We start from the raw sequence: 18217 nt of genomic DNA on the forward strand, positions 1-18217 counted from the left end.
AATGAGTACACGTCCATTACTGGGCTGCATCGCCGACGATTTCACCGGCGCCACCGACCTTGCCAACATGCTGGTGCGTGGTGGCATGCGCACCGTACAAAGCATCGGTATCCCGAGCAGCGAAGTCGCTGCCGGGATCGACGCCGATGCGATCGTCATTGCCCTGAAATCGCGTACCACACCGGTTGCCGAGGCGATCGAACAGTCCCTCGCGGCGCTGGCCTGGCTACGTGAACAAGGCTGCGAGCAGATCTTCTTCAAGTACTGTTCGACGTTCGACTCCACGGCAGCCGGTAATATCGGTCAGGTCAGCGAAGCACTGCTGGCGGCACTGGGCAGTGACTTCACGCTCGCATGCCCGGCGTTCCCGGAGAATGGCCGGACGATCTTTCGTGGTCACTTGTTTGTTCAGGATCAACTGCTCAGCGAGTCGGGCATGCAGCATCACCCGTTGACGCCGATGGCCGATGCCAACCTGGTTCGGGTTCTGCAATCGCAGACAGGTCTGAATGTCGGTTTGTTGCGCTACGACACCATTGCCCAAGGGGCCGAACAGGTGCGGGCACGAATCGCTGAATTGCGGGCTCAAGGTGTCGGCATCGCGATCGCCGATGCCTTGTCGGACAGTGATTTGTACACCCTGGGCACGGCTTGCGCCGATCTGCCGTTGTTGACCGGAGGTTCTGGACTGGCCCTGGGTTTACCGGAAAACTTCCGTCGCGCCGGAAAATTGCGCGACCTTGATGCGTCGAAACTGGCGCCGGTCTCCGGTGGCGAAGTGGTGTTGGCCGGTAGCGCCTCGGTGGCGACCAACGGCCAAGTGGCCGCCTGGCTCGAAGCTGGCCGACCGGCTCTGCGTATCGATCCGCTGGCATTGGCCGCCGGCGAACCTGTCGTCGCGCAAGCATTGGCCTTCGCCCGTGAGCACAAGGAAACCGTATTGATCTATGCCACCAGTTCGCCGGAAGAGGTCAAGGTGGTGCAACAGCAGTTGGGTGTCGAACGGGCTGGCAGTCTGGTGGAAAACGCCTTGGGTGAAATCGCCCAGGGCCTGCGCCAGAGCGGCGTGCGTCGTTTCGTGATTGCCGGTGGTGAAACCTCGGGCGCTGTGGTTCAGGCGTTGGGCGTGCAACTGCTGCGGATCGGTGCGCAGATCGATCCAGGTGTACCGGCGACAGTCAGCAGTACGGATGAACCTCTGGCATTGGCGCTGAAGTCGGGCAACTTCGGTGGCCGTGATTTCTTTAGCAAAGCCTTGCAGCAGTTGGCCCAGGTCGGAGATGCGAAATGAGCAATGAAAACGCCCTGCGCGAAGAAATCTGTGAGGTTGGCCGTAGCCTTTACGAGCGCGGTTATACCGTCGGCAGCGCCGGCAATATCAGTGCGCGTCTGGACGATGGCTGGTTGATCACACCGACTGACGTCTGCCTCGGTCGCCTCGACCCCGCGACGATTGCCAAGGTCAATCTGGCCGGCGAGTGGGTGTCCGGTGACAAACCTTCGAAGACCCTGGCGCTGCATCGCCAGGTCTATGACCGCAACCCTGGGGTTGGCGGCGTGGTTCACACCCATTCCACCCACTTGGTGGCGTTGACCCTGGCGGGCGTCTGGCAGCCAGACGACATCCTGCCGCCGCTGACCCCGTATCAGGTGATGAAAGTCGGGCATATCCCGTTGATTGGCTATCAGCGACCCGGTTCGCCGAAGGTTGCCGAGCAGGTCGCACGGCTGGCGAACAGCGTTCGCGGCGTGATGCTCGAACGGCTCGGCCCGGTGGTCTGGGAGAGTTCGGTTTCCAAGGCCAGCTACGCCCTGGAAGAACTTGAGGAAACTGCACGGCTCTGGCTGATGAGCAACCCCAAGCCGGAACCGCTCGATCAGGCAGCGCTGGACGAGCTGCGAGAGACCTTCGGTGCGCACTGGTAGAGCGCTGATCTTCTAATACGACAGATTGATAACGCAGGCCCTGTCCGGGAGACGCGCGCGACTCTCGATGGCCCCGGCTTGCTTGAAAAAACAATAACAACAGGAAATCCAGGCATGACTTATCTTCATCGCGGTATTTTCAGATCCAGTGGCAGCACCGCTTCGTTCACCCGGCGTGGAGGGTTTCTGAAATGAGCCCGTTAATCCTGATGGTGACCGCAGGGGTGGGCATCGCGCTGTTGTTGTTCCTGGTGCTCAAATACAAATTCCAGCCCTTCGTAGCCTTGATGCTGGTGAGCATTCTGGTGGCACTGGTGGCCGGGGTGAAGCCGGCCGAACTGGTCGCCACCATTGAAGGCGGCATGGGCAAGACCCTGGGCCATATCGCGATCATCATTGCCTTGGGCGCGATGATTGGCCGGATCATCGAGCTTTCCGGCGGTGCCGAGGCACTGGCCAAGACGCTGATCACCCGTTTCGGCAACCGGCGTACGCCTCTGGCGCTGACGATTGCCGGCTTCATGGTCGGGGTGCCGGTGTTCTTCGAAGTTGGCGTGATCATCCTCATGCCGCTGGCCTATAGCGTCGCTCGCAGTGCGCGTAAGCCGCTGTTGGTGTTCGCGCTGCCGATGTGCGCGGCCTTGTTGACCGTACACGCTTTCCTGCCACCACACCCGGGTGCAGTGGCGGCTGCTAGCCAGTTAGGCGCCGACCTTGGCCGCGTGCTGATGTTCGGTCTGCCGATGACCGCGCTGCTGTGCTACGTCGGTTACCGCGTGGCCGGGCGCATGACCCGTCGGGTATACCCGATGACCGACGATATCCGTGCCGAGGTCTACGGCCCGCATGTCACCAATGAAGATCTGGTCGCCTGGTCCAATGGCAACGGCAAGAGCATTGAGCGAGCCGCCGAGGCCGTGTCACACATGGGCCTGGAAGAGTCCGTCAGCAGTATCGTCTCCAAATTGCCACCGGCACCGCCGCCAGGTTTTGGCCTGATTGTCAGCCTGATCCTGTTGCCGATCATTCTGATTCTGCTGGGCACCCTGGCCACCTCGCTGCTGCCGGCCGAATCGCTTCTGCGCGGGATCATGACCGTGCTCGGCGCGCCGCTGGTAGCGCTGCTGATCGACACCTTGCTGTGTGCCTGGTTGCTGGGTTCGCGTCGGGGCTGGAGTCGCACTCAGGTGTCCGATGTGATCGGCTCGGCCTTGCCCGGTGTGGCGATGGTGATCCTGATTGCCGGTGCCGGCGGTGTATTTGGCAAGGTCCTGGTGGACACCGGAATCGGTGCCGTGGTCTCCGACATGTTGCGTACCACCGGTCTGCCGGTACTCGCGCTGGGCTTTCTGCTGACCATGCTGTTGCGTGCGGTGCAGGGCTCGACCACGGTGGCGCTGGTGACCACCGCCGGCATTATCAGTCCGCTGATCGCGACCCTCAACCTCACCCCGAACCACATGGCCCTGCTGTGCCTGGCCATGGGCGGTGGCGGGTTGGCCATGTCGCATATCAATGATGCCGGTTACTGGATCTTCACCAAGCTGGCCGGGCTGAATGTGGCCGACGGCTTGCGCACCTGGACGGTACTGACCACCTTGCTCGGTACGTTGGGTTTCGGTATTACCTTGTTGATCTGGCCGTTTGTCTAACCCTTGACCCTGGGAGCTACCATGCCTCGTTTTGCTGCAAACCTCAGCATGCTCTACCCGGAACATGCGTTTCTGGACCGCTTCGCCGCTGCCGCCGCCGATGGTTTCGAGGCAGTGGAATATCTGTTTCCCTACGACTACAGCGCCCAGGAACTCAAGCAGCGCCTGAGCGACAACGGGCTGGTGCAGGCGCTGTTCAACGCGCCGCCTGGTGACTGGGCGGCGGGGGAGCGGGGCACCGTGACGTTGCCCGGCCGGGAGAGTGAATTTCGCAGCGGTTTTGATCGCGCCCTGGAATATGCCGCCGTGCTGGGCAATTCGCGGATCCACGTCATGGCCGGCCTGTTGCCGTCGGAGAGCGACCGGGCCCGGCATCACGGTGTTTACCTGGAAAACCTCGCCTATGCCACGGCCCAGGCGGCCAAGGTCGGCGTCACGGTGTTGCTGGAGCCGATCAATACCCGAGACATGCCGGGCTTTTTCCTCAATCGGCAGGATCAGGCCCAGGCTATCTGCAAGGAAGTGGGCGCCAGCAACCTCAAGGTTCAGTTCGACTGCTATCACTGCCAGATCGTCGAGGGCGACCTGGCCAGCAAGTTGCGCCGGGACTTCGAGGGTATTGGCCATATCCAGATTGCCGGTGTGCCGGACCGGCACGAGCCGGATATTGGAGAGGTCAACTATCCCTATCTGTTCGAGTTGATCGACCAGCTGGGTTATGACGGTTGGGTAGGGTGCGAATACCGGCCACGCGGCGACACCTCGGCGGGCTTGCAATGGCTGCGCGACTGGAAGGCGCGCTAGGTTTATACGAGAGACCCGAAGGCGCGTTAGGGCCCTACACGCCACTCCCAGAGGGCAACAGCAGTTCCACACCTTGCTTGCGAATGCCATCGGCCGCCGCAGCGGTCAGCGCGTCGTCGCTGAGGATGATGTCGAACTGCTCGAGCCCGGCGATCCGGTACATGCTGAAGGTGCCGTACTTCGAACTGCTGGCTACCAGCACCGTTTGCGCGGCCGATTGCATCGCCACTTGCTTGACTTCCACTTTCAGCGCCGAAGGTGTGGTCAGGCCGCGACGCAAATCCCAGGAACTGGTGGAGATGAAGGCGATATCAGTGACCACCTGCCGCAAAGTGGCGACTGCCAAACCGCCTACGCAGGAATGGTTGGAGTGATCCAGCTGTCCGCCGGTATGAATGACCGTGACATGCGGCGCGTCCATCAAGGCTTGGGCAACACCGAAGTCGTTGGTCACCACGGTCATGCCGGAAAGCGCCTTGACGTACGGGACGATCTCCAGAGTACTGGTGCCCGCATCCAGGTAAATCGTCATATCGGCATGCAGCAGCCCGGCGGCAAGTTTCGCCATCGCCTGCTTCTGCGGCAACTCGACCACGGCCTTGAGCTGATGGCTGGGCTCACTGTGGAGTTGGCTGGCAATTCGAACGCCACCGGTGACCGAGTAGGCCCGACCTTCCTGTTCCAGCAGGGCGATGTCACGACGCACCGTCATGTGCGAGCACTCGAACATTTCCATCAACTGATGAACGCTCAGCACCTGGTGCTTGCGCAACTGGCGCAGCATCAGTTCACGGCGCTGTTCCGGAATCATCGGTGCGCCGCTTTCGGCGGCGATGTCCTTTTGGCTAGGCATTCGGGCTCCACAATGAAGAAATCCGCGGACAGGAACGCGGAGCAAACATAGTAGCGAATCTGCGTTGAAGGAACGAGTCGTTACGGATCACTAACGAAAAATGGGAGCGGACTTTTGTGGGAGCGAGCTTGCTCGCGATGACGGCTTAACATTCAACATTGCAGTTGACTGTCAGACCGCTATCGCGAGCAAGCTCGCTCCCACAAAAGCCTGCTCCCACCTCACCTCTGATCACCCGCCGTCAGCGGGTCAACAGCACTTCGGCCCAGCCTTGCTGCCGTAACGAGCCTCCTGGCGTTCCCGAAAGAACGCCTCGTAGCTCATCACCGGTTTGTCCGGGTGTTTGGTCTGCATATGCTCGACGTAAGTGTCGTAGTCGGGCATGCCGACCATCAGGCGTGCGGCCTGACCGAGGTATTTACCGAGGCGACTCAGGTCATTGAACATGCTTGCAACCCTCGATTACGCTTCCGGAATCGCCTGGAAGGGCGATTCTTTATCCGTGCGCTCTTTGCTGCCCCAGGCGGAAATACCGACCTTGATCGCATAGAACAGGATGCTGAAGACCACGAACAGGAACAGCGCCGTCAGCGTTGCGTTGGTGTAGGCGTTGTAGATCACGTGCTGCATCTGCGTGATGTCCTTGGCCGGGGCGAGGATCTGACCGTTGGCCAGGGCATCGCTGTATTTCTTSGCCAGCGACAGGAAGCCGATCGCCGGGTTGGCGTCGAACAGCTTGATGAAGCCGGCGGTGGTGGTGCAGATCAGCAGCCAGGCGGCGGGCAGCAAGGTCACCCAGATGTAGCGCTGGCGYTTCATTTTGATCAGCACCACCGTGCCGAGCATCAGCGCGATACCGGCSAGCATCTGGTTGGAGATACCGAACAGCGGCCACAAGGTGTTGATGCCACCCAGCGGGTCGATCACGCCTTGGTACAGCAGATAACCCCACATTGCCACGCAACCGGCGGTCGCGATCAGGTTGGCGGTCCAGGATTCCGTACGTTTAAGCGCCGGAACGAAGGAGCCAAGCAAATCCTGCAGCATGAAACGTCCGGCACGGGTACCGGCGTCGACCGCGGTCAGGATAAACAGCGCTTCGAACAGGATCGCGAAGTGGTACCAGAACGCCATGGTGTTTTCACCCGGCAGAACGCTGTGCAGGATCTGCGCGATACCGACCGCCAGGGTCGGCGCACCGCCGGCACGGGCCAGAACGGTGGTTTCACCGATGTCCTTGGCCACCGCTTGCAGGGCTTCCGGGGTAATCATAAAGCCCCAGCTGCTGACAGTCTGAGCCACCTGTACCACGTCACCGCCGACGATCGCCGCCGGGCTGTTCATGGCGAAGTACACGCCCGGTTCGATCACCGAAGCCGCCACCATCGCCATAATGGCCACGAAGGACTCCATCAGCATGCCGCCGTAACCGATGTAACGGGCATGACCTTCACTGGCCAACAGTTTCGGGGTGGTCCCGGAAGCGATCAGTGCGTGGAAACCCGAGACCGCGCCGCAGGCAATGGTGATGAACAGGAACGGGAACAACCCGCCTTTCCACACCGGCCCGGTGCCATCGATGAACTGGGTCAGCGCCGGCATTTTCAGCACGGGCATGGTGATCAGGATGCCGATCGCCAGGGCCATGATGGTGCCGATCTTGAGGAAGGTCGACAGGTAGTCGCGCGGCGCCAGGATCAGCCACACCGGCAGCACCGCGGCAACGAAACCGTAGCCGATCAGCATCCAGGTGATCTGCACTCCGGTGAAGGTAAAGGCTTTGGCCCAGACCGGATCAGCGGCAATCTGCCCGCCCAGCCAGATCGAACCCAGCAGCAAAAGCACGCCGACAATGGAGATTTCACCGATGCGACCCGGGCGGATGTAGCGCATGTACACGCCCATGAACATTGCGATCGGGATGGTCGCCATCACCGTGAACATGCCCCACGGGCTATCGGCCAGGGCCTTGACCACGATCAGCGCCAGCACCGCGAGGATGATGATCATGATCAGGAAGCAGCCGAACAGCGCGATGGTGCCGGGGATGCGGCCCATTTCTTCACGGACCATGTCGCCCAGGGAACGACCGTTGCGACGGGTCGACATGAACAGGACCATGAAGTCCTGAACCGCACCGGCCAGCACCACGCCGGCGATCAGCCAGAGCGTGCCAGGCAGGTAACCCATTTGCGCCGCCAGTACCGGGCCGACCAGTGGCCCGGCGCCCGCAATGGCCGCAAAGTGGTGACCGAAAAGAATGTGTTTGTTGGTGGGCACGTAGTCCAGACCATCGTTGTTGACGACGGCGGGGGTGGCCCGACCGAGATCGAGCTGCATCACCTTATTGGCGATAAACAGGCTGTAGTAACGGTAAGCGACAAGATAGATAGCGACTGCTGCGACTACGATCCAGAGGGCGTTGATGGCTTCGCCGCGGCGCAGGGCCACGACACTCAGCGCAAAAGCTCCCAGGACAGCCACGGCAAACCAGGCGAGGTGTTTAGCCAGACGGGTCATTGCGTGTCTCCTGCCGACAGCCAGTGGACTGCGGCGGTAATTTTTATAATTGTGTCCGCTATGCGGAGCTGGCCCAATATCCACGCATGCCGTCTACAAATAAATCCGCGTTACTACGTACGCAGCATCTGCGTAGTTCTACGTAGACGCCGCTGATCTCCGTGTGGGAGCGAGCTTGCTCGCGATAGCGGTACGACAGCCAACATCAATGTTGAATGTTATTCAGTCATCGCGAGCAAGTTCGCTCCCACAGGTTTCGCATTTCAACTGAGCCGCAGGTCATTCCGTCCAGCGCCGCTACTGGACGCGCGTATCTTTGGCATATGATGCCGGGCCTTCGCTTTCCCTCGGTCCGGTCAGGAGCAGAGATGCAGCTCAAACACAAAATCGTCGCGCTCGGGATTCTGCCGCTGGTGTTGGCGATTGCCGTCATCTGCGCGCTGGTGATTTCCCTGAACCGCCAACTGGGGGATCAGCAGGCACAACTGATCGAAGACAGCATTCTGGCCAGCAAGCGTGCAGAACTGAAAAACTACGTCGAAATGGCGCAAAGCCTGATCGCGCCTCTATACGACAACGGCAAGGGTGACGCGCACGCACAGCAACAAGTCCTGGAAGAACTGCGCAAGCTCAGCTTCGGTATCAATGGCTACTTCTTCGTCTACGACCGCCAGGGCCGTAGCCTGATGCACTCGCGGCAGTCGGAACTGGTGGGCAAATACCTGTGGGACATGAAGGACCCGCACGGTCTGCCGGTGATCCAGGCGTTGCTGAAAAGTGCGGAGTCAGGGGAGGGCTTTCAACGCTACGCCTGGAACAAACCCTCTTCCGGTCAAGTGACCGACAAGCTCGCCTATGTCGTGATGTTGGATCGTTGGGGCTGGATGCTCGGTACCGGCATCTACCTCGAGGACGTTGAGCGCGCAACACAGCAGGCGCGTGACGAGGTGGCTCAGGGCATTCGCAAAACGATGCTTGCCATTGCCATTGTAGCCCTCGTGGCAGTGCTGTTCGTCTTCGCTAGCGGCATGACGCTGAACGTCAGCGAACATCGTCTGGCCGACAAAAAACTCCAGCGGTTGACCCAGCGTATCGTCAGCTTGCAAGAAGAAGAGCGGTCACGGGTTTCCCGTGAACTGCATGACGGGATCAGCCAGGTACTGGTGTCCATCAAGTTTCAGTTCGAACTGGCCAGCCATGTGCTGGAGAGTGGACAAGACACGGGCTTGAGCATTTTAAGGGAAGCCACGGAGCGCCTGGGAGATGCGATTGGCGAGGTTCGCAGCCTATCTCACGACTTGCGCTCGTCGCTGCTCGACACGCTGGGGCTGTCGGCAGCAATCGGTCAACTCGCCACGGAGTTCGAGCAACGTAGCGGACTGGTGGTGACCTACAACAACAATGAATTCGAGTGTCATCTGGTCGATGGGGCAGCGGTCTCGTTGTTTCGCATTGTGCAAGAAGGCCTGACCAACATCGAACGACATGCCCAGGCGCAAAACGTATCCGTTACCCTGCACGGGTCCGAAGAGTCCATAAGGCTGACAGTGGTCGATGACGGTGTCGGTTTCAACGTCGCTCAAGTCGAACGCCGCCACGCCGGTATAGGGCTGCGGAACATCCGCGAACGGGTCGAGCATTTTGGTGGGCGATTCGAGCTTGCATCGACGCCGGGAAGAAGTGTGCTGGACGTTCTGCTGCCAATGAAAATACCCGGTCCAAAACACTGACTCAGCCAATAACAACAAGAGTGAATGCCCCTGATGAACCTGTCCTACCCAATCCGCGTCGCCCTGGTCGACGATCATTCCCTGGTCCGTGACGGGATCAAGGCGCTGCTGGCGGTCATGTCCCCCCTGGAAGTGGTGGGGGAAGCCGAGAGTGGTGCCGAGGCGATTGAGATGGTAAGGCTCTGTCAGCCGGACCTGTTACTCGTCGACATCAGTCTGAAGGACATGAACGGACTTGAGCTGACCCGGGTGTTGAGCAAGCAATATCCGTTGCTGAAGATTCTGGTACTCAGCATGTACGACAACTATGAGTATGTGAGTGAGTCTGTACGTTCTGGCGCCAGCGGCTATGTGCTGAAGAACGCACCTTCACGGGAAATCATTGCGGCCATTGAAGCGATTTCCAGCGGCGGAACGTTTTACAGTGCAGAGATCGCACAGCGGCTCATCGCCGACAAGAACACCGAGAACGAGCTGACGCCGCGCGAGAGTCAAGTGCTGCGCAAGATGGTTCAGGGAATGAACAACAAGGAAATGGCCCGCGAGCTGGACATCAGCGTTCGGACGGTGGAAACCCATCGTTTGAGCATCCGTCGCAAACTCAACATCGACAAGCCCGCGGCCTTGGTCAAGTACGCGATGGACCACGGGATCATTTCGCATTAGGCCCGTCTGGCCCGATCGTTTGGTGAGGCTAATCAGTCGCTGATACCTCATCGAGCCGGAAATGAGCTCACTGACGCAGCACGAAAGTCGCCAGGGTGTGCAGATCGTCCGGGCTTAACTGCGTGAATGGCGGCATCGGGATATTCCCCCATTTGCCGGTACCGCCGTGCTGAATGCTGGACGTTACCTTGGCCAGTGCCTGCGGGTCATTGGCATACTTTGCGGCTACATCGTGATAGGCCGGGCCTACAACCTTATGATCGGTCGCGTGGCAGCTCAGACAGGAGTTGCTCTGCAGCAAGGCCATGGCGTCGACTTTGGTTGCAGGCGCCGTCGGGGTCTGGCCTGCCGATGGGTTCGAGGCTGCCTGCACATCGGCATCGCTCGCATGGGCACTGCCGTAGGTCACCGCAAGGTAGGCGCCGATGATGCTCACATCCTGATCGCTGATCGGAGCGCCATACACGTGCTGCATCTTGCTCGCTTCCCCAGTCCACTGCGCCAGGCTCATGCCGGGAGGCTGGAAGTTGATGTAGTCGGCAGAATGGCAGGTGGAGCACTTCTGTTGAGCCAATGGGTAGCCGGGCAGGGCACTGGGTTTGAACACAGCTGTTTCGGGCGGCAAGGTGATCGACAGTGGCGCTGCGTTAGCCAGGGTCGCCAAACAAACCTGAACTGCGCAAAGCAAGGTGGTCATGCGTTTCATGCGGGGCCCCTCAGGCGACGGTCACGTGGCTGGTTTCTACAACGTGGCGGCGGTAGCCACCGGGGTTCCAGTCGGCTCGCAACGGCTGCGTCTCGCCCGCACGGTTACTGGCCCGCACCATCAACTGTGTGGCGCCCTTGCTGGTAAAGGTGATCGGCAGTGTCCACTCACGGAAGGAGAAACGGCCAAGATCCTGCCCAAGCGTGGCATCGCGCCAACTTTTTCCGCCGTCGATCGACACTTCCACCTTGTTGACCCCAACGCCACCGTCGAACGCAATGCCCTTGAGCACCACGCTTTTTTTCAACGGCAACACATCGCCGTGTTTGACGCTGGTGATGAAGCTGCGTACCGGCAACCTGGAAATTGGCGCCGTTTGCGCCGCAGTGGTGCCGGGGGCGATGCAGAAACAATCGTTATCCGGAACCCGGTAACCTTTAGCCATGAAGAAACCGTCGTAGGTATGGTCGACGACTTCGATCTCACTTAGGTGCTTGACCCAGTACGTACCGAAATAGCCTGGCACCACCAGACGTATCGGGTAACCGTTGAGGAATGGCAGGTCAGTACCGTTCATCGACCAGGCGATCATGGGCTCGCCGTCCATGGCATGGCTGATGTCCAGGGCTTTGATGTACTCCGGCGTGCTCGGTAGCACTGGCTTGTCGAGCCCACGAAATGTCACTTGCCTGGCGTCGGCTTTCACTCCGGCCTTTTCCAATACCGCCTTGAGCGGTATTCCCACCCAGCGGGCATTACCCATTGAACCATTGCCCAACTGAGCGCCGAACACCCGTGGCATCGAGAAGCCACGGCTGTTACCCGAACATTGATTGACGGCCACCACTTCTACCGGTTCGGCCAGAGCCTTGAGTTCTGCAAGGGAAAGCGACAGCGGTGTGTTGACCGAGCCCTTGATCGTCAGGCGGTAACTGTCCGGATCGATGCTGGTAGGGATATTGGCCAGGTGGTAGCGCACAAAAAACGCGTCATTCGGCGTGATAGGCCCTTCGTTGAAGATGGGGAATGGCGTCTCAAGGTGCGGCGGGCGGGTGGTTACCAGGGTCAACGGACGTTTTTGCGGGTATTGCACCAGCGGCCGCGGACCGGCAGCAAAGGTCACTTCTTCCGGGGTTTCGTCGGCTGCCTTGGCAAGGTTAGCCAATGGCGAAGCTGCCAACGCCAGGGCGAAAGCATCGCGTAGAACGCGCCGGCGACTCGGGTTGCCGTTATCAACAAGACTGAACTTCATGCTGTTCTCTCTTTGTTTTTTTACTGAGATGTATCTGACAGCACCCCCAGTTGCAGCGATGGGGGAGGAGAGGTATCCGATGTAATGCGTAAGTGTTTTTCAATTAACTGACCGACTTCGATGAGCAAGCCAGTATCGTCATGCGCAAAACGACTGCTTTTCATTGAGCGTCAGTGACTTGGCATTTGATGACAGACGATGTCGACAGGTGAGCTATAGCCTGCCCACGCTCACCACAACTGTAGCTCATAGGCTTCCCATCATTCGTTCAGTCGATAGTTGTCATCAAGGAATGCAAGTTCTGTTTTTCCGGCAAAGGAGGAAGATGGCGCTATACCAAAGGCGCTACTGAAGGAACTGCGCGATGAGAATCTCTACTTTGCTGGCACTTGTCGCCGTTTTGACCGGCAGCGTTGCGGCCACAGCGCCGGCCTACGCGGCCGAACAGTCCTGCCACTTTTTACCCGTGGTCGACAGCACCATCAGCCTGCAGCACGCTCAATCGGTGGGCGTGCTCTATAGCGAAAACACCCTCAACACCCTCGAATACCTGGAGCAGTACCATTCGGTAGCGCTGAACGGCGCGAAGAACCCTGCGCTCGACTCACGCATCAGCAACGCGTTCGTCAACAGCTCCGATCCGAAACTCGCGATCAACTGGCTCATGGGCTCGCTACAGAAAGAGTTCGCCTCGGTGACCGTCTACGACAACCTCGACGCGGTGGTGCAAGCCCATCCGGACGTGGTGGTGATGCTGGACACTTACAGCAGTCTGGTGTCGAAGCGTAACAACCAGGTTGAAGCGCGATTCATGGCCAAGTTCTACGATTCGAACCTGCAATACATCGGCCAGGCTGAAGGCTCGCGAGAACAACAAATGCCTTCGGTCTGGGTTCATGGCAAAGCAGCGCCAGAGATTGCCGCGCAGATCAACCAGCAAACCGAGCTGCAATTGAACGCGCTGAAGCAGTTTGATGCGTCACTGAAGGCACTCGTTTCATCCGGCGAAGTGGCTCGGCTTGCAACCAATTGATCGGGGCGATTCATTTCCCCGGTCAAGACTCGTGAACGGCTGCCTTCCGCCAGATTTCTGCGTTCAGAACCCCAGCGGGTACTGAATCACCACGTAGACCCGGTCAATGTCATCACCCGCCTGAGCGCTGTTGGCCCGGTGCGAGACGTGGGACAGTTGCACCGAAAGATCCTTGGCCGCACCGGACTGGACGATGTAGCGCAGGTCGATATCGCGCTCCCAGTGACGGCCGCCGGCGCCTTGTTGTGGCTGGTATTCACCGCTGACCGCGTCGAACGGGTTATAGGCGCCACCCTTGGGTGCGTGGGTGCCGTCGATGTGGCTGCCGGAAACGTAGCGGGTCATGAAATTCAGACCGGGAATGCCGAACGCACCGAGATCGAGGTCATAACGGGCTTGCCACGATCGTTCGTGAGCGCCGTTGAAGTCAGCGTATTTGATCGAGTTGGCCAGATAGATCGAGTCACCGCCGACGAAATCGAACGGCGTATCGCCGTTGATCCGTTGCCAGCCGAGCATCACCGCATGCGGACCGAAGGTGTATTTACCTGAGAGACTGAAAGCGGTGTTATCGATTTTTCCGGCCAGTGCCTGACCGGAATCGCGGGTGTGATAGAGGTTGGCGTCGAGCAATACGCCGGACTGTTTGAAGTGCAGATTGGCATAGTACTGGTGCCAGGTTTCACTGAGGTCGGAGGCGTACAGCGCGCCACCCAGCGGACTGTCGCTGAATAGATCCACGCCGACGAAGCTGATCCCGCCGGCCTTTGTGTTGGCGCCATAGCCCTGGAAATCGCCTTTGCCGGATGAATTGTCCTGGTTCTTGAACGCCGTGAAATGCCCGGCCACCAGATTCACATTGTCGATCTCGTGGCTATTGAGCAGAAAACCCGTGGCGTATTCCGGTTGCAGGCGTTTGTCCGAGGTGTCGAATACCGGTGTCTCGACGGTCATTTCGCCAAAGGCGAGGGTGGTGCGCGAGGCTTTCAGCTTGAGCGCGCCGCCAGCACTGGAGTAGTCGCTCTCGCTGCGACCGTCACTGTTCACCGGTAGCAATCCAGTGCCGGAATGACCCTTGCCGCCGTCCAGTTTCAGTCCGTAAAAAGCATGGGCATCGAGACCGAAGCCGATCATGCCTTCGGTGAAACCGGATACGAACGTACCGATAAACCCTTGAGCCCATTCCTGTTTGTAATTTTTTCCGCTGGGCGAGGGCGAGCGGTAGTCGTTGTTCAGGTAGAAGTTGCGACTGAGTACGCCGGCTTTGGCATCATCGGTAAAACCACTGGCGAGCGCGGTTTCGGTCAGTGCGAAAAGCACTACGGACCCGATTAATGGTTTGGTGAAAACCTTCATGTTTCAATGACCCGCGACAGTGGAATGTGGGTCAATGATCAAGTGGATACGCATTGGGTGATTGAGCGAATGTGCTCAGTCGCCGACATGCGTTGATTGGAGATCGCTCTCCAACACGCTACTCTCGCATCCCATTCCCCCTCCATGAAACGTCACAGTGAGTGACGGTGCGCAGTGAATCAGGACGATGAACGACTATTCCCTCAAGCTCGCAAACTACTGGCGCAACTCCCTTGCAGATGCCGAAAACGGCAATGGCACTCTATCCACGCTCCAGGCCGACAAACTGACTGTTCTGGGCCTTGACTCGTTATGCGCCGGCTGTGTGCCGGAAGAGCAGACAAGCCTGTTGTTTGCGGACGAGCCCGCCAAGTCGACCTGTGTCGAAGTGACATTGCGTCCCTTCGTTTACAAGTCGAGGCTGGAGCATCGCAAATCCCGCAACGGTCTGCCGGCGTTCATGACGCCCGTTGTTTGTCGAGTGCTCGTCACCCGTGATGGTCGTATCTATCCCTCTGCTCACACGCTGATACCCCGTGACATTCTCGAACCATTGGATCGCGACAACTTTGCGATCGGTACCCAGGCTGATCTGGACAGTTTCCTGTCCAGCGAAAAAGTCCCGCACATCGATCCGCCCACGGACGATGAGGAGCCCGCCGCAGCGCCGTACCTCGATCGTTGGAATACCTATCTGCGGTTTTGCGCAAGAATGGTCGATAAAGTCTCCAATGGCTGGGACGGGACAGAGGATGGCTTTGATCGGGCCAACTTCTGCTATTTGTTCAAGGAAACCAAGGCCGACGGCTTCAGCCGCCATATCGTCGCGCTTTACGACCATCTGCGGGACAGCAAACCCGAAACCCCGCTGTTTGACCGTTTCGCTCAGCGCGAGCCAAGCCCCGACGAAGCTTGTTTGCCCGCCAATAGTCAGTTTGCCGCGCGCCTGGGCCACGCTGGCGACGAATATGCCTTGGCGCCCGCTCAACGCGATGGCCTGGCGCATCTGCTGGTTGCTGAGGCGGGGGATGTACTGGCAATCAACGGGCCGCCGGGGACGGGTAAAACCACATTGCTCTTGTCGGTCGTCGCTTCGCTCTGGGCCAAGGCTGCCATGGAGGGGGGCGAGCCGCCAGTCATCGTCGCCAGTTCGACCAACAACCAGGCCGTGACTAACATTATCAATGCATTCGGCAAGGACTTTTCCCACGGCAGCGGTCCTTTGGCGGGGCGTTGGCTGCCAGATATCAAAAGCTTCGGTGCCTATTTCCCCAAGGCTTCGGCCGAGGCGGAGATGGCCCGCACCTACCAGACCAAGAGCTTCTATACCGAGCTGGAGTCGCAGGATTACCTGGAAAAGGCGCAGCAAGCCTACCTGGCCAAGGCTGTGATTGCCTTTGCAGACGAGCCAGAGCCAGACCTTCGACGGATCGTCGACCGACTCCAGGACGCGATCAGGGTACGCCAGCAGCATCTCACTGCAATCGAGCAAGCGTGGGCCAAGCTGGTCGGTGTTCGCGAGGCTATTCGGGCACGGTTTGGTGATGATCCCCTGGCGACTGTCGAGCGGCTCGAGGCACAGCATCTGGAGAAGGTGCAACAACTGGCAACCGCGCAAGCCTGTCTGAAGGCGTTCAAACGTTACCTGGCTCATGAGCCACTGATTTACACGCTGTTCGGCTGGTTTGGGCCGATCGCCAGCAAACGCTTGCGTCTGGCGAAACTACAGCTAGAGGATGCCAACATCGAGTTGGACAGTGCGCTCACAGTCAGCGATATCGAAACCCGCCTGACAAGCGCCGTGGTTGACGTCACCCAAGCCAACACAGCGCTCGTGGCGCAATTGCATGAAATACGCCATTTACTGCAGGACGAGCAACGTCAGGTCATGAACTGGCAGGCCGTTATCGGTGTTTTACCGATCACGAACGACAGGCCTGCTGCCGAAGTAACGTTGGACGACTGCGATCATTGGGCGGACACCTCGCTGCGCTTCGAAATTTTTCTGCTGACGACCCACTATTGGGAGGGCCGCTGGCTGATGGAGGTTACTCAAACACTGCCGGAGATTCTCAACAATCGCAGCAAAAAAGGGCGCAAGACACTGGAAAAAAACTGGCGCCGCTGGATGAAACTCACTCCCTGTGTGGTGGCGACGTTCTTCAGGCTGCCCAAGGAGCTGCATTGCAAGCGGCATGACGGCAATGGATTCGTCGATGACTATGCGCTCAATTTCATAGATCTGTTGATCGTCGACGAAGCCGGTCAGGTGCTGCCCGAAGTGGCTGCCCCCTCATTTGCGCTCGCCAGACGGGCATTGGTGATTGGCGACACCCGGCAGATCGAACCTATCTGGTCGATTCCGGCAGCCGTCGATATCGGGAACCTGCTGAGTGCCGGCCTGCTCGCGCGCGACCAGGTCGATGACGACTATGCAAACTTTTGCAACAGCGGTCGTAGCTCGGCGAATGGCAGTGTCATGGCTATCGCCCAGTCGACCAGCCGCTATCACTATGATCGCGACCTTGACCGAGGTATCTATCTATTTGAACACCGGCGCTGCTACGACTCGATCATCGATTACTGCAACGCCCTTTGCTACAAGGGCAAGCTGCAGCCTCGACGGGGACCTAAACCGCAAGGCGGATTGCCGGGGCTGGGCTACCTGCATGTTGACGGGCTGTGTCAGCAGCGCCAGGGTGGCAGTCGTCATAACCTCCTGGAGGCGCAGACGATAGCCAGATGGATTCAGGCCAATGCCGTTGAACTGACAACCCGTTACAACAAACCGCTGTGGGAAATACTCGGGGTGATCACGCCCTTCGGCGCACAGACACAGGCGATTGTTCAGGCCTGCGCCGCGCTGGGCATCAGAACCGGAAAGGGCGAGGGCGAGTTGACTGTAGGCACGGTTCACTCGTTTCAGGGCGCGGAGCGTGCAGTGGTCATCTTTTCGGCCGTTTATTCAAAACATGCCGACGGCGAATTTATCGACCGCAGGGACAGCATGCTCAACGTCGCGGTTTCCCGAGCGAAGGACAGCTTTCTGGTCTTCGGCGACATGGACCTGTTCAACCAGGTGCCGCTCTGCAAACCGCGCGGACGTCTGGCGCGTTTTCTGTTGAGGGACCCGGCGAACGAGCTCTCGTTCGTTTACCAGCCCCGTGAAGATCTGCAGACAGCGCGGACCGGCTTGAGTCATTTGCATGAGGTGGATGAGCACGACCGGTTTTTGATGCAAACACTCGAAACCGCACGCCAGCAGGTTCAGATTGTGACGCCCTGGGTGAAGTTGCGCTGGATGCAGGAGAGCGGGGCGCTGGACTTGATGAGCAGCACAGTGGAGCGGGGCGTACAGGTCGTGGTGTACACCGACCTGCGTTTCAACACGGATATCCGGTACGCCAGCCATTCAGGCGACCCCACGAAGATTGCACAATTCAAAGAGGCGGTTGCCGCGCTGCGAACCCAGGATGTTCAGGTGCGCGTGGTCAACAAGGTGCACAGCAAAATCGTCATGGCTGACGAAGAATTGCTCTGCGTCGGCTCGTTCAACTGGTTGAGCGCGCAGCGCTATGGCGATTATGTGCACCATGAAACGTCCATGGTCTATCGCGGCCCGGACGTGCGTGGCGAACTGGCAATCAATCGTGCGAGTCTGGCGCAACGAGTAACCACCGTCGAACTGTAGAATCGGATTGCGCACCACATGGTGACGG

The 18217-nt window shown here is 59.1% G+C and carries 14 protein-coding genes; 8 read left to right on the forward strand and 6 right to left on the reverse strand.

Features of this window, described 5'->3' with window-relative positions; genetic code table 11:
- Position 1: 1 nt before the first annotated feature.
- From otnK to otnI, 4 genes are all read left to right on the forward strand, one after another.
- A complete protein-coding gene (gene otnK, locus AC1DIG_RS08830) occupies positions 2–1291 on the forward strand; it encodes a 3-oxo-tetronate kinase (protein WP_477766985.1) in 1290 nt (429 codons plus the stop codon).
- Positions 1288–1926, forward strand: a complete 639-nt coding sequence (otnC, locus tag AC1DIG_RS08835; RefSeq protein ID WP_477766986.1) for a 3-oxo-tetronate 4-phosphate decarboxylase — start codon at positions 1288–1290, stop codon at positions 1924–1926. Before otnK ends, otnC begins: the two co-directional genes overlap by 4 nt.
- 191 nt (positions 1927–2117) lie before the next feature.
- Positions 2118–3578: a GntT/GntP/DsdX family permease gene (locus AC1DIG_RS08840; RefSeq protein ID WP_477766987.1), complete on the forward strand. Its 1461-nt coding sequence runs from the start codon at positions 2118–2120 to the stop codon at positions 3576–3578.
- Between the two features lie 21 nt (positions 3579–3599).
- The gene (gene otnI / locus AC1DIG_RS08845; RefSeq protein WP_477766988.1) at positions 3600–4382 is read left to right on the forward strand and encodes a 2-oxo-tetronate isomerase; all 783 of its coding nucleotides are present in this window, start codon (positions 3600–3602) and stop codon (positions 4380–4382) included.
- A 34-nt stretch (positions 4383–4416) separates the two neighbouring features.
- Here otnI and AC1DIG_RS08850 read toward each other — a convergent pair whose 3' ends face one another.
- From AC1DIG_RS08850 to AC1DIG_RS08860, 3 genes are all read right to left on the reverse strand, one after another.
- Positions 4417–5235 carry a DeoR/GlpR family DNA-binding transcription regulator gene (locus AC1DIG_RS08850; protein WP_477766989.1) on the reverse strand — a complete coding sequence of 273 codons (819 nt, stop codon included), beginning with the start codon at positions 5233–5235 and terminating at the stop codon, positions 4417–4419.
- A gap of 249 nt (positions 5236–5484) precedes the next feature.
- On the reverse strand, positions 5485–5682 hold the full coding sequence (locus tag AC1DIG_RS08855; protein WP_216742984.1) for a YbdD/YjiX family protein: 198 nt from the start codon (positions 5680–5682) through the stop codon (positions 5485–5487).
- Positions 5683–5697: 15 nt separating this feature from the next.
- Positions 5698–7755: a carbon starvation CstA family protein gene (locus tag AC1DIG_RS08860; RefSeq protein ID WP_477766990.1), complete on the reverse strand. Its 2058-nt coding sequence runs from the start codon at positions 7753–7755 to the stop codon at positions 5698–5700.
- A 368-nt stretch (positions 7756–8123) separates the two neighbouring features.
- Here AC1DIG_RS08860 and AC1DIG_RS08865 point away from each other — a divergent pair, with 368 nt between their 5' ends.
- Positions 8124–9485, forward strand: a complete 1362-nt coding sequence (locus AC1DIG_RS08865; protein ID WP_477766991.1) for a cache domain-containing protein — start codon at positions 8124–8126, stop codon at positions 9483–9485.
- Positions 9486–9518: 33 nt separating this feature from the next.
- Positions 9519–10151, forward strand: coding sequence for a response regulator (locus AC1DIG_RS08870; protein ID WP_477766992.1), 633 nt, complete (start codon positions 9519–9521; stop codon positions 10149–10151).
- Positions 10152–10218: 67 nt separating this feature from the next.
- On the opposite strand, the gene sorB is transcribed toward AC1DIG_RS08870, so the two are convergent.
- Both sorB and sorA read right to left on the reverse strand, forming a co-directional pair.
- Positions 10219–10857 (reverse strand): SorB family sulfite dehydrogenase c-type cytochrome subunit, encoded by a 639-nt coding sequence (gene sorB / locus AC1DIG_RS08875; RefSeq protein WP_477766993.1) that lies wholly within the window; start codon positions 10855–10857, stop codon positions 10219–10221.
- Between the two features lie 10 nt (positions 10858–10867).
- Positions 10868–12109, reverse strand: a complete 1242-nt coding sequence (gene sorA, locus AC1DIG_RS08880) for a SorA family sulfite dehydrogenase catalytic subunit (RefSeq protein ID WP_477766994.1) — start codon at positions 12107–12109, stop codon at positions 10868–10870.
- A gap of 364 nt (positions 12110–12473) precedes the next feature.
- Between sorA and AC1DIG_RS08885 the strand changes: the two genes are divergently transcribed.
- A complete protein-coding gene (locus tag AC1DIG_RS08885; RefSeq protein ID WP_477766995.1) occupies positions 12474–13142 on the forward strand; it encodes an ATPase in 669 nt (222 codons plus the stop codon).
- Between the two features lie 63 nt (positions 13143–13205).
- Here the strand turns inward: AC1DIG_RS08885 and AC1DIG_RS08890 are convergent, their stop codons facing one another.
- Positions 13206–14498, reverse strand: coding sequence for an OprD family porin (locus tag AC1DIG_RS08890; protein WP_477766996.1), 1293 nt, complete (start codon positions 14496–14498; stop codon positions 13206–13208).
- Positions 14499–14685: 187 nt separating this feature from the next.
- Between AC1DIG_RS08890 and AC1DIG_RS08895 the strand changes: the two genes are divergently transcribed.
- Complete coding sequence (locus AC1DIG_RS08895; protein WP_477766997.1) at positions 14686–18189, forward strand: AAA domain-containing protein; 3504 nt, start codon at positions 14686–14688, stop codon at positions 18187–18189.
- Positions 18190–18217: the final 28 nt, after the last annotated feature.

The organism is Pseudomonas sp. 05N431, assembly GCF_056397005.1.

Excerpts from the sequence above, each read along its gene's own strand:
- otnK (WP_477766985.1), top strand. The coding sequence starts at position 2 with ATGAGTACACGTCCATTACTGGGCTGCATCGCCGACGATTTCACCGGC.
- otnC (WP_477766986.1), top strand. The coding sequence starts at position 1,288 with ATGAGCAATGAAAACGCCCTGCGCGAAGAAATCTGTGAGGTTGGCCGT.
- AC1DIG_RS08840 (WP_477766987.1), top strand. The coding sequence starts at position 2,118 with ATGAGCCCGTTAATCCTGATGGTGACCGCAGGGGTGGGCATCGCGCTG.
- otnI (WP_477766988.1), top strand. The coding sequence starts at position 3,600 with ATGCCTCGTTTTGCTGCAAACCTCAGCATGCTCTACCCGGAACATGCG.
- AC1DIG_RS08850 (WP_477766989.1), bottom strand. The coding sequence starts at position 5,235 with ATGCCTAGCCAAAAGGACATCGCCGCCGAAAGCGGCGCACCGATGATT.
- AC1DIG_RS08855 (WP_216742984.1), bottom strand. The coding sequence starts at position 5,682 with ATGTTCAATGACCTGAGTCGCCTCGGTAAATACCTCGGTCAGGCCGCA.
- AC1DIG_RS08865 (WP_477766991.1), top strand. The coding sequence starts at position 8,124 with ATGCAGCTCAAACACAAAATCGTCGCGCTCGGGATTCTGCCGCTGGTG.
- AC1DIG_RS08870 (WP_477766992.1), top strand. The coding sequence starts at position 9,519 with ATGAACCTGTCCTACCCAATCCGCGTCGCCCTGGTCGACGATCATTCC.
- sorB (WP_477766993.1), bottom strand. The coding sequence starts at position 10,857 with ATGAAACGCATGACCACCTTGCTTTGCGCAGTTCAGGTTTGTTTGGCG.
- sorA (WP_477766994.1), bottom strand. The coding sequence starts at position 12,109 with ATGAAGTTCAGTCTTGTTGATAACGGCAACCCGAGTCGCCGGCGCGTT.
- AC1DIG_RS08885 (WP_477766995.1), top strand. The coding sequence starts at position 12,474 with ATGAGAATCTCTACTTTGCTGGCACTTGTCGCCGTTTTGACCGGCAGC.
- AC1DIG_RS08890 (WP_477766996.1), bottom strand. The coding sequence starts at position 14,498 with ATGAAGGTTTTCACCAAACCATTAATCGGGTCCGTAGTGCTTTTCGCA.
- AC1DIG_RS08895 (WP_477766997.1), top strand. The coding sequence starts at position 14,686 with ATGAACGACTATTCCCTCAAGCTCGCAAACTACTGGCGCAACTCCCTT.